The 13424-nt window shown below is 65.4% G+C and carries 13 protein-coding genes and 1 tRNA gene; 12 read left to right on the top strand and 2 right to left on the bottom strand.

The window, feature by feature from the left end; translation table 11 throughout:
- Nucleotides 1–57: 57 nt before the first annotated feature.
- Nucleotides 58–873 (bottom strand): bifunctional DNA-formamidopyrimidine glycosylase/DNA-(apurinic or apyrimidinic site) lyase, encoded by an 816-nt coding sequence (mutM, locus tag ACIGHN_RS05730; protein WP_396503574.1) that lies wholly within the window; start codon nt 871–873, stop codon nt 58–60.
- 29 nt (nt 874–902) lie between these two features.
- On the opposite strand from mutM, the gene ACIGHN_RS05725 reads away from it, so the two are divergent.
- The 7 genes from ACIGHN_RS05725 to pth all read left to right on the top strand — a co-directional run bounded on the left by ACIGHN_RS05725 (nt 903) and on the right by pth (nt 7061).
- The gene (locus ACIGHN_RS05725; protein ID WP_396503573.1) at nt 903–2681 is read left to right on the top strand and encodes a tetratricopeptide repeat protein; all 1779 of its coding nucleotides are present in this window, start codon (nt 903–905) and stop codon (nt 2679–2681) included.
- A gap of 59 nt (nt 2682–2740) precedes the next feature.
- Nucleotides 2741–3223, top strand: a complete 483-nt coding sequence (locus tag ACIGHN_RS05720; RefSeq protein ID WP_396503572.1) for a lipoprotein insertase outer membrane protein LolB — start codon at nt 2741–2743, stop codon at nt 3221–3223.
- 45 nt (nt 3224–3268) lie between these two features.
- Nucleotides 3269–4129, top strand: a complete 861-nt coding sequence (gene ispE, locus ACIGHN_RS05715; protein ID WP_396503571.1) for a 4-(cytidine 5'-diphospho)-2-C-methyl-D-erythritol kinase — start codon at nt 3269–3271, stop codon at nt 4127–4129.
- A 30-nt stretch (nt 4130–4159) separates the two neighbouring features.
- Nucleotides 4160–4236: transfer RNA gene (locus tag ACIGHN_RS05710), tRNA-Gln, on the top strand.
- 47 nt (nt 4237–4283) lie between these two features.
- On the top strand, nt 4284–5258 hold the full coding sequence (locus tag ACIGHN_RS05705) for a ribose-phosphate pyrophosphokinase (protein WP_056161385.1): 975 nt from the start codon (nt 4284–4286) through the stop codon (nt 5256–5258).
- A gap of 167 nt (nt 5259–5425) precedes the next feature.
- The gene (locus tag ACIGHN_RS05700) at nt 5426–6058 is read left to right on the top strand and encodes a 50S ribosomal protein L25/general stress protein Ctc (protein ID WP_056161382.1); all 633 of its coding nucleotides are present in this window, start codon (nt 5426–5428) and stop codon (nt 6056–6058) included.
- 397 nt (nt 6059–6455) lie between these two features.
- Entirely contained in the window at nt 6456–7061 is a 606-nt protein-coding gene (gene pth / locus ACIGHN_RS05695) for an aminoacyl-tRNA hydrolase (RefSeq protein WP_396503570.1), read from the top strand.
- Between the two features lie 270 nt (nt 7062–7331).
- Here pth and ACIGHN_RS05690 read toward each other — a convergent pair whose 3' ends face one another.
- Entirely contained in the window at nt 7332–7589 is a 258-nt protein-coding gene (locus ACIGHN_RS05690; RefSeq protein WP_056415631.1) for a YfhL family 4Fe-4S dicluster ferredoxin, read from the bottom strand.
- Nucleotides 7590–7809: 220 nt separating this feature from the next.
- Between ACIGHN_RS05690 and ACIGHN_RS05685 the strand changes: the two genes are divergently transcribed.
- The 5 genes from ACIGHN_RS05685 (at nt 7810) to ACIGHN_RS05665 (ending at nt 13374) form a co-directional block, all read left to right on the top strand.
- Nucleotides 7810–8772, top strand: a complete 963-nt coding sequence (locus ACIGHN_RS05685; protein ID WP_396503569.1) for an ABC transporter permease — start codon at nt 7810–7812, stop codon at nt 8770–8772.
- Nucleotides 8773–8778: 6 nt separating this feature from the next.
- Nucleotides 8779–9654, top strand: coding sequence for an ABC transporter permease (locus ACIGHN_RS05680; RefSeq protein WP_396503568.1), 876 nt, complete (start codon nt 8779–8781; stop codon nt 9652–9654).
- A gap of 188 nt (nt 9655–9842) precedes the next feature.
- On the top strand, nt 9843–10880 hold the full coding sequence (locus tag ACIGHN_RS05675) for an ABC transporter ATP-binding protein (protein ID WP_396503567.1): 1038 nt from the start codon (nt 9843–9845) through the stop codon (nt 10878–10880).
- Nucleotides 10877–11776 (top strand): ATP-binding cassette domain-containing protein, encoded by a 900-nt coding sequence (locus ACIGHN_RS05670; RefSeq protein ID WP_396503566.1) that lies wholly within the window; start codon nt 10877–10879, stop codon nt 11774–11776. The genes ACIGHN_RS05675 and ACIGHN_RS05670 overlap by 4 nt, the downstream gene beginning before the upstream one ends.
- 107 nt (nt 11777–11883) lie before the next feature.
- Nucleotides 11884–13374: an ABC transporter substrate-binding protein gene (locus ACIGHN_RS05665; protein WP_056161369.1), complete on the top strand. Its 1491-nt coding sequence runs from the start codon at nt 11884–11886 to the stop codon at nt 13372–13374.
- Nucleotides 13375–13424: the final 50 nt, after the last annotated feature.

The following is a 13424-nucleotide window of genomic DNA, read 5'->3' as shown; positions in this document are numbered from 1 at the left end:
TATAGCATTGACCGCCCACAGACTGTGCTGAAAAGCAAAGTTCGCTCCACACCGCCGTCAGGTGCGTTGGCATTGCGCGCAGAAGTAAGTGCTTCGCTGACCCTGGCGCAGCAGCCGGATGGGGGTGGTGCAAACATGGCAGGGCGCACCTTCGCGCCCGTAGACATTGGCCTGCGTCTGGAAGTGTCCGGCCATGCCGTCGGCACTGGAGAAATCGCGCAGCGTGCTGCCCCCCATCTCCACCGCCCGGGCCAGCACGGCCACGATCGCCTCGTGCAACTTGCGCACCCGGGCCGGGCCGATGCGTGACGCCACCGTGGTCGGGCGGATACCCGCCAGAAAAAGCACCTCGGATGCGTAGATATTGCCCACCCCCACCACCAGCTTGCCGCCCAGCAGCAACTGCTTGATGGGCGTGCGGCTTTTTTTCAGCCCGGCTTGAAACGTGGCCAGCGAAAAGGAATCCGACAACGGTTCCATGCCCAGCGCATCGAGCAGCTTGACCGCGACCGGATCCTGCTCGCCCTGGGTATAGACCACCGCGCCGAAGCGCCGCGGATCATGCAGCCGTAGCGTCCCGTGGCTGGTGGCCATGTCGAAATGGTCGTGCACGCCTGGCGGAGGAAGGCCATGGCCAAAGCGCAAGCTGCCGGACATGCCCAGGTGCAGCAGCAGCAGGCCCCGGCTGGTATCTGCCAATAGATATTTGCCCCGCCGGCGCACACCCAGCACCTGCTGCCCCACCAGAACCCCGGGGTCACACCCGAGCGGCCACCGCAGCGGCTTGCCCATCGCAACGCCTTCGATGTTCGCCCCGGCAATGGCCGCCGCAAAACTGCGGCGCGTGACTTCCACTTCGGGCAACTCAGGCATAGAACGCGACCTACATCGGGTTAACGGGCATGGATTATTATGACCCGATGGTGTTATTTCACAGATTTCGGACCACCGCCCTGGCAACAGCGATCGCGGTTGCGGCTTGTTCAGCGTATGCGCAATCGCCGGGTGCCAACACTCCGCCTGCGCCTGCCGAGGAGCCCGTGGTCTCCAACCCCGCGCTCGACGCGGAACTGTTCTACGAAATCCTGTTGGGCGAGGTGAGCGCCCGCACCGGAGACCCGGGTGCTGGGTACGCCTTCATGCTCGAAGCGGCCCGCCGCAGTGCCGACGGCCAGTTGTACCAGCGCGCAGCCGACATCGCGCTGCAATCCCGCTCGGGCGAATACGCATTGGCAGCCGCGCAGGCCTGGAAAGAAGCCCTGCCCCAGTCGCGCGAGGCCAACCGCTACGTGCTCCAGATCCTGGTCGCCCTGAACCGCATTGGCGAAACCCCGGACCTCCTGCGCCTGGAGCTGGCTCTGTCCCCACCCCGCAGCAAGGCGGCCATGCTGTCGGCCCTGCCCCAGGTGTATGGGCGCGCCAGCGACAAGGCGCTGGCCGCCAAGGTCGTCGAAGCGGCGCTCGTCAACGAACTCACGAATCCTGCCACCGGTCCGGTGGCATGGGTTTCATTGGGCCGCCTGCGGCTGGCCGCAGGCGACAAGGCCGGCGCCCTGGAAGCCGCCCGCAAGGCCCAGGCCCTGGACGTGGGCAGCGAGAGCTCGGCGCAACTGGCGCTGGAGCTGATGGACGATGGCAGCCCCGAAGCAGAACCCTTGGTCGTGCAGGCCCTGTCCAAGCAGCCTGTTCCCGAGCTGCGCATGGCCTATGCGCGGGTACTGCTGGGCCAGCAACGATATGGAGACGCGGCCCGGCAGCTGGAAGCCGCCACGAAAGAAAAGCCCGACCTGGTGGAAGCCTGGCTGGTGCTGGCTACGCTCCACCTGCAGGACAACCGCCTTCCCGCGGCCGAGAACGACCTCAAGCGCTACATGGACCTGCTGTCCTCGCTGGACGATGCTGAGGTGCGCCAGCGCGGCATGACGCAGGCGTACCTGCTGTACGCGCAGATCGCCGAAAAGAAGCAGGACTTCGCCGGGGCCGAGGCATGGCTCAAGCGCATCGACAACGTGGAAGAGGTCTTCAGCGCCCAGATGCGCCGTGCGTCGCTGCTGGCGCGCCAGGGCAAGATCGAGCAGGCCCGCGCCTTGCTGCGCAACCTGCCGGGCACTTCGGCCGACGACAAGCGCATGAAGCTGGCCGCAGAAGTGCAACTGCTGCGCGACCAGCGGCTGTACCAGGAGGCCTACAAGGTCCAGACCGAACTCGTGGCCTTGGCGCCGCAAGACACCGAACTCGTGTACGACCAGGCCATGCTGGCCGAGAAGGCCGGCCAGGTGGACACCATGGAGCGGCTGCTGCGCCAGGTCATCGCCCAGAAGCCGGACCACCACCACGCCTACAACGCGCTGGGCTACTCGCTGGCCGAGCGTGGCCAGCGCCTGCCCGAAGCCAAGCAGCTCATCCTGAAAGCGCTGGAGTTCGCACCCAACGACCCGTTCATTACCGACAGCCTGGGCTGGGTGGAGTTTCGCCTGGGCAACAAGGCCGAAGCCCGCAGGCTGCTGGAAGCCGCCTACAAGGGGCGCCCCGATGTCGAGATCGGCGCGCATCTGGGTGAAGTGCTCTGGAGCCTGGGCGACAAGGACGCCGCCCTGAAGGTCTGGACGGAGAGCAACCGCGTGAGCCCCGACAACGAAACACTGAAGGAAACCCTGGCGCGCCTGGGAGTGAAGCTTTGATGCGCGGCTGGTACGGTGCCACGCTGCCGTCGGCGGCTGCTGCAACGCCAAGCCACGGTGTGACCACAGGCTGGCGTCTGCTGCTGGCCATCTGCGCCTTGTGGCTGGCCGGATGTGCGCAACCCTTGCCCAAGGCGGCGGCCGATGAGAACACCTGGAGCGGCCGCCTGGCATTGCAGGTCGAGGGCCAGGACTCGCAGTCGTTTTCTGCCATGTTCGAGCTGCGGGGCAATGCCCAGGTGGGCGGGCTGGTGCTGCTCAGCCCGCTGGGCAACCGGCTTGCGCAGCTGGACTGGAAGGACGGCCACGCCCAGCTGGTGAGCTCGCAGGAAACCCGCACCTCCGACTCGCTCGACATGCTGCTGCAGGAAGTGACCGGCACGCGCATTCCGGTGACGGCATTGTTCAGCTGGCTGCAGGGCAACCAGGCCACTGCACCCGGTTGGCGCGCCGATCTGTCGGGGGTTGCCGATGGCCGCCTGGTCGCGCACCGGGACGACCCCCAGCCCCAGGCCACACTCCGCGTTGCACTGACCCGTTGATCTGCGCGGGGCGCACGCCCCTTGCCCGCCCCCGTTTTTTTGTTCATGCAAGCCCTCTACGACGTGCCGGCTCCGGCCAAGCTCAATCTTTTTCTGCACATCACGGGCCGGCGTGACGACGGCTATCACCTGCTGCAGTCGGTGTTCATGCTGGTGGACTGGTTCGACACCCTGCACTTCGAACGCCGCGGCACCGGCCCGGAGATCACGCGCGAAGATCTGGGACCCGCCTTGCCCGACGTGGACCTGACGATCCGTGCAGCCCGCGCCCTGCAGGCGGCCACGGGCTGCACACAGGGCGCGCACATTGCCGTGGGCAAGAGCATCCCCGCGCAGGCAGGCATGGGCGGCGGCTCCTCCGACGCTGCCACGACGCTGCTGGCCCTCAATCGGCTGTGGGGCCTGCACCTGCCGCGCGCTGCGCTGGAAAAGATCGGCATCGCGCTCGGCGCAGACATTCCATTTTTTTTACGCGGCCGTAACGCTTTTGTGGAGGGAATTGGTGAGACAATCACGCCGCTTGAGAAAGCGCACCAGCTGCCACCCGCAAGCTTCGCGATCGTGAAGCCTGCAGCAGGCCTGGAGACAAAATTAATTTTTTCGTCGCCAAGTTTGAAACGTGATTCAGATAGTGCTACAATCTTAGGCTTTGCTGCAGCACACTTTGACTTCGGTCGAAATGACTTGCAGCCCGTTGCTCAGGCTCTTTGCCCGCAAGTTACCGAAGCCCTCGAATGGCTCAGGTCACGCGGATTACAAGGCAGGATGACAGGCTCAGGCAGTGCGGTGTTTGCGCAAATGTCTCATGCAGTTGATCTGGATGGAGCCCCCCAGGGCTGGCAGGTCAAGGCATGTGAAAATCTGATGATTCACCCTCTTGCGGGTTGGGCATCAGACGAGAATTAAGGTTGGTTGCCTTCGGCAATTGACCTGTGTAGGGGAGTCGCCAAGCTGGTTAAGGCACCGGATTTTGATTCCGGCATGCGAAGGTTCGAATCCTTCTTCCCCTGCCAAATATCTTCTCGCATACGGGCATTATTTTCAGACTGCTGGGACTCTCATGCAAGCCAACCACCCCGACTTCATGGTTTTCACCGGCAATGCCAATCCTGGCATGGCAGCTGAAATCGCCCAGCACCTGGGTACCACCCTGGGCGCTGCCGATGTGGGTCGTTTCTCCGACGGTGAAGTCACCGTTGAAATCAAGCAGAACGTGCGTGCACGCGATGTTTTCGTGGTGCAGTCCACTTGCGCGCCCACCAACGAAAACCTCATGGAACTTCTGATCATGGTGGATGCGCTCAAGCGCGCATCGGCTGAACGCATCAGCGCCGTGATCCCCTACTTCGGTTATGCACGGCAAGACCGCCGCCCCCGCTCCAGCCGCGTGCCGATCACGGCCAAGGTGGTGGCCAACATGCTGCAGACCGTGGGCGTGGCCCGCGTGCTGACCATGGACCTGCATGCCGACCAGATCCAGGGCTTCTTCGACATTCCGGTCGACAACATCTATGCCTCCCCCGTTCTGCTGGGCGACCTGCGCCAGAAGAACTACGAGGACCTGATCGTCGTGTCCCCCGACGTGGGCGGCGTGGTGCGTGCCCGTGCGCTGGCCAAGCAGCTCAACTGCGACCTGGCCATCATCGACAAGCGACGCCCCAAGGCCAACGTGTCCGAAGTCATGCACGTGATCGGCGAAATCGAAGGCCGCAACTGCGTGATCATGGACGACATGATCGACACCGCCGGCACGCTGGTGAAGGCGGCCGAGGTGCTCAAGGAGCGCGGCGCCAAGAAGGTGTACGCCTATTGCACGCACCCCATTTTTTCGGGCCCTGCCATTGAACGCATCGCCAAGGGCTCGGCCCTCGATGAAGTGGTAGTGACCAACACCATCCCCCTGAGCGACAACGCCAAGGGATGCACCAAGATTCGCCAACTCTCCGTGGCCCCGCTGATCGCCGAGACGATCCAGCGCATTGCCAAGGGCGAGTCGGTGATGAGCCTGTTCTCGGACCAAGAGAACCTGTTCTGATCCAGCTCCTTCGGGAGCACGGCAGCAGCGGTTCTGCACGCAAGCCTCCCTTGGGAGGCTTGTTGCTTGTTTGTTCGGGAACAACTTGCAGGCTTGCGGCATGTGGCCTCAAGCCTTTTTAAAACAGAGGATGACTGGTCGCGGTCGCCTCTTATCAGGAGCTAAATATGAACTTCGTCGCTTTTGAGCGCGCCAAGCAGGGCACGGGTGCGAGCCGCCGTCTCCGCATTTCGGGCAAGACCCCCGGCATCGTGTACGGTGGTGCCACGGAACCCCAACTGATCGAGATCGACCACAACGCACTGTGGCACGCCCTCAAGAAGGAAGCATTCCACTCCAGCGTGCTGGACATGGAAGTGGCCGGCAAGACCGCCAAGGTCCTGCTGCGCGACGTGCAATACCACCCCTACAAGCAACTCGTGCTGCACATCGACTTCCAGCGCGTGGACGAGAAGACCAAGCTGCACATGAAGGTGCCACTGCACTTCAGCGGCGCTGAAGAGTCCAACGCCGTCAAGGTCGACAAGTGCATGGTCAACCCGATCGTGAACGAACTCGACGTGACCTGCATGCCTTCGGACCTGCCAGAGTTCATCGCTGTGGACCTGTCCAAGCTGGAAAAGGGCTCGTCCCTGACCCTGAAGGACATCAAGCTGCCCAAGGGCGTGACCGCCAAGATCCGCGGCAACCAGACCAACCCCGTGCTGGTGTCGGTGACGCCTCCTGTCGTTGTGGTCGAGACCCCCGCAGAAGCCGCTCCTGCAGCCGACGCCAAGGGCAAGGGCAAGGGCAAGAAGTAATTCTTCGCCCTGCGGTCGACGAAGACCACCGGTCCGGTGGTTTTCTGACAACCCGCACGCACGGCACTACACGGCCCGCCTGTCTCGGCAGGCTGCCCAGCCGCACGACGGCCCACGCAAGTGGGCCGTTTTGCTTGGTGCCACAAACCAACAGAACGCACTGCGCATGGCTTGCACGCGGATGCCGATGCACCACGCCGACGTCGACGCTGACGTCAACGCCCACGCAGCGCGCCGCCATTGACGAACGCCACCGCGACAGCAATAAGCGCCGCCACCGCCGCCTGCCATGTACCGGGCCGGGGGGCATGGACGCACACGGCACCGTGCAGCGACGGGTCTGCCGACTGCCCCGCGCCGCGTCGCACCGCACTTCAACACCCGGATAATCGAGCAGATGATCAAGCTGTTTGTAGGCCTTGGAAACCCGGGCCCCGACTACGAAGCCACCCGCCACAACGCGGGCTTCTGGTGGATTGACGCCCTGGCGCGCGACCTCAAGGCCACCCTGGTGCCCGAGCGCAGCTACCACGGGCTGATGGCGCGCACCACGGTGCACGGCCAGAACGTCTGGCTGCTGCAGCCCCAGACCTTCATGAACCTGTCGGGCAAGTCCGTCGCATCGCTCGCTCGGTTCTTCAAGATCCTGCCCGAAGAGATCCTGGTCGTGCACGACGAGCTCGACATCCCGCCCGGTCAGGTCAAGCTCAAGCGCGGCGGCAGCCACGCAGGCCACAACGGCCTGCGCGACATCCACGGCCAGTTGGGCTCGCCCGACTATTGGCGCCTGCGCATCGGCATCGGACATCCGGGCGTGAAAAGCGAAGTGGCCAACTGGGTGCTCAAGAAACCCGCACCCGACCAGCGCGTGCTGATCGAAGACAGCATCGTCCACTCGCTCAAGGCCTACCCGGCCATGCTGGCCGGCGAGATGGACAAGGCCACCTTGCTCATCCACACCACCAAGCCGCCCCGGCCCAAGCCCCCGCGGCCTGCCGATTGAGCGCGGTGCCCGTGGCGGCCATGGGTCGGCGCGATACGCCGGCGTGACGCACCACATTGGATACGCTGCACGCACCAGATGCGCCACCGCACGAAGCGGCGAGAAGCTGCTGCGGATGGACCGACGCGCCAGGAGACCGGATCGCTGACAACCGGCTCGCCAGAGCGCTACTCTTTTCATAGCTGCCTGCGCTTTCTGGACAAGCGGTAGCAGCCAAAAAGATCCAAAACTCAGGGCAGCATCAAGACCACATCAGCGCCCTCAGCACCATCAGGACGACGCAGAGGCCTGCAGCCGCTGGAACTTCTGCCACAAGGTCTCGCGGGTCTCGACATGCTGGGGGCTCACCGGGATGCAGGCCACGGGGCAGACCTGCACGCACTGCGGTTCGTCAAAATGCCCCACGCATTCCGTGCACTTGTGGGGGTCGATCTCGTAGATCTCCTGCCCCAGGTAAATCGCCTGGTTGGGGCATTCGGGCTCGCACACATCGCAATTGATGCACTCGTCGGTGATCATCAGCGCCATACTGCCTCCTGCGCGCCGACGGACCCGACGCGGGGGATGACGATGGCATACAACGGCAGTGCGGTTTTCATAGCCCGTATTATCCCGTGCCGGTGGCATGTGCCTTGCATGCCACACCGCAACCCAACACCGCCGACGGGGATGTTTTTACCGTTATGCTGTGTATACACATTAATTTTGACGCGCCTGCGTAGCCACCCCTCCACCACGCTTGCCTCCCATGGGTCTGTTTTTTCTCAAGCGGTTCATCACGCTCCTGGCCACGCTGATCGGCGCCTCCATCGTCGTCTTCCTGGTGCTGGAGATCCTGCCGGGCAACGCGGCGCAGATGCTCATGGGGCCCGATGCCTCGCCCGATGCCGTGGCCGCGCTGGCCACCAAGCTCGGCCTCGACCAGCCGGCCACGCAGCGCTACTGGGAGTGGATCAGCGGCCTGGTGGTGGGCGACATGGGCAACAGCTACGCCTACAGCACGCCTGTGCTCGAGCTGGTGCTCGAACGCCTGGCCCTGACGGTGCCGCTGGCGCTGATGGCCATGGTGATCACCACCGTGCTGGCCCTCATTGCAGGCGTGTATGCGGCCTCGCGCCACAACAAGGTGGGCGACGTGGGCGTGATGGGCCTGGCGCAGATCGGTATCGCCATCCCCAACTTCTGGTTTGCCATCCTTTTGATCTTGTTGTTCTCGGTCAAGCTGCAGTGGTTCTCGGCCGGGGGCTTTCCGGGCTGGACGGAAGACGCCGGCGGCGGCCCGCTCGAAGCCCTGAAGGCGCTGCTGCTGCCCGCCATCGCGCTGGCCGTGGTGCAGGCGGCCATCCTGGCGCGCATCACGCGCTCGGCCGTGCTCGAGGTGCTGCGCGAGGACTTCGTGCGCACCGCGCGCGCCAAAGGGCTGTCGCAGCGCGCTGCCCTGTGGGGCCACGTGCTGCGCAACGCCATGATCCCGGTGATCACCGTGATGGGGCTGCAGTTCGCCAACCTGCTGGCGGGCACCATCGTGGTGGAGAACGTGTTCTACCTGCCGGGCCTGGGCCGGCTGATCTTCCAGTCCATCTCCAACCGTGACCTCATCGTGGTGCGCAACTGCGTGATGCTGCTCGCCGCCATGGTGGTCATCGTCAACTTCGTCGTGGACATCCTGTACGCCGTGATCGACCCGCGCGTGAAGGCCTCCGACATCTGATCCCCCATGAGCGCCGTTATCTCCCCCTCCCCTTCCGCCACGTCCGCGCCCGGCTGGCTGCACCGCGCGCTGCGCCACCGCAGCTTTGTGATCGGTGCCGTGCTGTCGCTGCTGCTCCTGCTGGCCGCAGCGCTGTCGCTGGCCTGGACGCCCTGGTCTCCCTACGAGATGGACCTGGCCTCCAAGCTCCAGCCCCCCAACGGCAAGCACTGGCTGGGCACGGATGCGTTCGGTCGCGACGTGGCGTCGCTGCTGCTGGTGGGGGCGCGCAATTCCATCCTGGTGGGTGTGATCGCCGTGGGCATTGGCCTGACCATCGGCACGGCGCTGGGCCTGCTGGCCGCGGCCAAGCGGGGCTGGGTCGAAGAACTCATCATGCGGCTGGCCGACTTCACCTTCGCGTTTCCTGCCATTCTCTCGGCCATCATGATGACGGCGGTGTTCGGCGCCGGCATCGTCAACTCCATCATCGCCATCGGCATCTTCAACATCCCGACGTTTGCGCGCGTCACCCGCGCATCGGCCAATGCAGTGTGGTCGCGCGAATACATCATGGCCTCGCGCGCCTGCGGCAAGGGCGCCTGGCGCATCACCATCGAGCACGTGCTGCCCAACATTCTGTCGGTGCTCATCGTGCAGGCCACCATCCAGTTCGCCATCGCCATCCTGGCCGAGGCCGCCCTGTCGTACCTGGGCCTGGGCACGCAGCCGCCCCAGCCCTCGTGGGGCCGCATGCTCAGCGAGGCCCAGACGCTGATGTTCCAGGCGCCCCTGCTCGCCGTGTGGCCTGGTGTGGCGATTGCCATGGCGGTGCTGGGCCTGAACCTGCTGGGCGACGGCCTGCGCGACCTGCTGGACCCACGCTTGGCGAGGAAGAGATGACACCCCCTGAGTCGCTTCGCGCCTTCCCCCTCTCTCGCATTGCTACGCAATGCGGGAGGGGGACGCCCCCAGTGCGGCGGGGCGGCCCTTGCACGGGGGCACTGGTCTCGCGCATGCCTTTGCATCGGCCGCGTCCGGCACGATAGACAGCTGAAAAAAAACTCTGCGAACGATGAAGACCTGTTGCCATGCCCTTGCTTGAAGTCTCCAACCTCCGCATCCGCCTGCAGACCCACCGCGGTCCGGCCGATGCCGTGCGCGGCGTGAGCTTTTCGCTGGCGCGCGGCGAAACCCTGGGCCTGATCGGTGAATCGGGCTGCGGCAAGTCCATCACCGCCATGTCGCTCATGGGCCTGCTGCCCGACAGCGCGCAGGTCACGGGCAGCATCCGCTTCGACGGCGAAGAGCTCGTGGGCCGCACCGATGCGCAGATGTGCAAGATGCGCGGCAACCGCATCGGCATGGTGTTCCAGGAGCCCATGACGGCCCTGAACCCGGTGCACACCATCGGCCGCCAGGTGGCCGAGCCGCTGCGCCTGCACCGCGGCATGGGCGCGGCCGATGCCCGCAAGGAAGCCATTTCGCTGCTGGACCGCGTGGGCATCCCGAACGCCGCGCAGCGCTTCGATGCCTATCCGCACCAGTTCTCGGGCGGGCAGCGCCAGCGCATCACCATCGCCATGGCCCTGGCCTGCGGACCCGATCTGCTGATCGCCGACGAGCCCACCACCGCGCTCGATGTGACCATCCAGCAGCAGATCCTGGACCTCATCAGCGACCTGGTGGCCGAGCGCAACATGGCGCTGATCCTCATCTCGCACGACCTGGGCGTGATCTCGCAGAACGTGGACCGCATGATGGTGATGTACGGCGGCAGCGTCGTCGAGAGCGGCTCCACGGCGTCCGTCTTCTCCGCGATGACCCATCCCTACACCCGCGGCCTGTTCGCTGCACGGCCCCACCTGGGCGCGGTGCATGCACCGGGCCAGCGCCCGCGGCTGTCCACCATTCCCGGCACGGTGCCCGAACTGGTGGACCTGCCCGCCGGCTGCCCGTTTGCCGGCCGCTGCAGCTACACCATCGACGCCTGCCACCACGAGCAGCCGGCCCCCACGCTGGTGTCCACCGATGCCGACGGCGACCACGTCGTGCGCTGTATCCGCCGCGAGGCCATTGCCGCGGCACTGAGCGCCGAGGCCGTCAAGGTCGTGGAGGTGGCCGCATGAACCACGCCATCGCTTCCTCCACGCAAGGCACCTCCGCAGCGCTGCCCGACGGCGCACTGCTGCAGGTCCAGGACCTCGTGCGTGAATACACGCTGCCGCGCGAACATCTGTTTCGCCCACCGGGCACGGTGAAGGCGCTCAACGGCGTGAGCTTTTCGGTCGCCCCCGGGCGCAGCCTGGGCATCGTGGGCGAATCGGGCTCGGGCAAATCCACGCTCGCGCGCCTGGTGATGGCGCTGGACGCACCCACCTCGGGCACGGTGCACCTGCTGGGCCGCAACCTGCACCAGCTGCCCACGGCCGAATTGCGCGAGGCCCGGCGCGACTTCCAGATGGTGTTCCAGGACCCGTACGGATCGCTGGACCCGCGCCAGACGGTCGAGCGCATCGTGACCGAGCCGCTGCAGGCGCAGGGTCAGACCAGCCGCGCCGAGCAGCGCGAGCAGGCCGCCCAGGTGCTGTCGCAGGTGGGCCTGCGCACCAACGACCTGGGCAAATACCCGCACGAGTTTTCGGGCGGCCAGCGCCAGCGCATCGCTATCGCCCGCGCCCTCATCACCCGCCCGCGCCTCATCGTGGCGGACGAGCCCGTGAGCGCGCTCGATGTGTCGGTGCAGGCCCAGGTGCTCAACCTCATGCAGGACCTGCAGCACGAGTTCGGCATCACCTACATGCTGATCAGCCACGACCTCGCGGTGGTCAACCACCTGTGCGACGAAGTGGTGGTGCTGTACCAGGGCCGCATCGTCGAGCGCGGCTCGCCGGCCGAACTGTTCCGCAACGCGCAGCACCCCTACACGCAGTCGCTGGTGGGCGCCGTGCCGCAGGTGCAGCCCGGCCGCGCCCGCGCGCGGCGCGCGGCGGCAGCCGCACAAGCCACCGCGAAAACCGCATAACCACATGCACACGTGATGGTGTAAAAAGCTTTGTGGGCCCCGGTAACCATTTGCACCGGGCCCGTCCTCTGGTTTTTTGTCAGGTCTTTTGTCTGGAGTCTCCGAACATGCTGAACCGCCGTACCGTCCTTGCCACCGGCGCCATCGCCGCAGTGCCCCTGTCCACCCCGCTCGGCGCGCTGGCGCAGAGCCGCAAAGATGCGGTCACGCTGGCCATGACGCTGGAGCCGCCGGGCCTGGACCCGACCGCCGGCGCGGCATCTGCCATCGGCGAGATCGTCCAGTACAACATCTTCGAGACGCTCACCAAGATCAATGCCGACGGCAGCGTCTCCCCCCTGCTGGCCGAGAGCTGGGAAGTCTCGCCCGACCTCAAGACCTACACCTTCAAGCTGCGCCGCGGCGTGAAGTTCCAGAACGGCGAGCCCTTCACCGCCGCCGCCGTGAAGTTCTCGTACGACCGCGCAGGGGGCGAGAAGAGCACCAACAAGGACAAGCGCACCTTCGCCAACCTCACCACGCAGGTGGTGGACGACTTCACCGTCGTGGTCCTGAACAAGGACATCGACCCCGACCTGCTCTTCGTGCTGGGCCAGGCCACCTCCATCATCGTGGAGCCCAAGAGCGCCGACGGCAACGCCAACAAGCCCGTGGGCACCGGCCCCTACCAGCTCAACGCCTGGAACAAGGGCTCGTCCATCGTGCTGACGGCGTGGGAAGGCTTTCGCGATGCCAAGGCGCTCAAGATCAAGCGCGCCACCTTCCGCTTCATCTCCGACCCGGCCGCCCAAGTGGCCGCCCTGCTGGCGGGCGATGTGGATGCGTTCCCGCGCGTCACGCCCCGCAGCGTGCCGCAGTTCAAGTCCAACCCCCGCTTCCAGGTGGTGGTGAGTGGCTCGCGCGCCAAGACCATCCTGGCCATCAACAACGGCAAGAAGCCACTCGATGACGTGCGCGTGCGCCGCGCCATCGCTGCCGCCATCGACCGCAAGGCCGTGATCGAAGGCGCCGCCGACGGCTACGGTGCGCCCATCGGCAGCCACTACGTGCCCGGCGCTTTCGGCTACGTAGACACCACGGGCGTGAACCCGTACGACGTGGAAAAAGCCAAGAAACTGCTGGCCGAAGCGGGCGTGAAGACGCCGCTGGAGCTGACCGTCACGCTGCCGCCCACGCCGTACGCGCGCCAGGGCGGCGAAGTGATTGCCGCCCAGCTGGCCAAGATCGGCATCGTCGCCAAGCTGCAGAACGTGGAATGGGCGCAGTGGCTCAGCGGCACCTACGGCAGCAAGAACTACGACCTGACGATCATCAGCCACGTCGAGCCGTTCGACCTGGGCAACTTCGCCAAGCCCGACTACTACTGGGCCTACAACTCGCCCAAGTTCAACGAACTGTTCAACCAGATCAAGAACGCCGCCCGCCCCGCCGACCGCTCGCGCCTGCTGGGCGAGGCGCAGCGCCTGCTGGCGCAGGACTCGGTGCACGCGTTCCTGTATTCCAACCAGTGGATCACGGTGGCCAACAAGAACCTCAAGGGCCTGTGGAAAGACATGCCGGTGTTCGTGAACGACATCTCGTCGCTGTCCTGGTCTTGAGATTAAACACCCCCTGAGTCGCTTCGCGCCTTCCCCCTCTCTCGACTCGC

The organism is Acidovorax sp. NPDC077693, from assembly GCF_044542805.1.
In the GTDB taxonomy this organism is placed as follows: domain Bacteria; phylum Pseudomonadota; class Gammaproteobacteria; order Burkholderiales; family Burkholderiaceae_C; genus Acidovorax.
The sequence above is the reverse complement of the archived record's forward strand: the minus strand, read 5'-3'. Positions and strand labels throughout refer to the sequence as shown.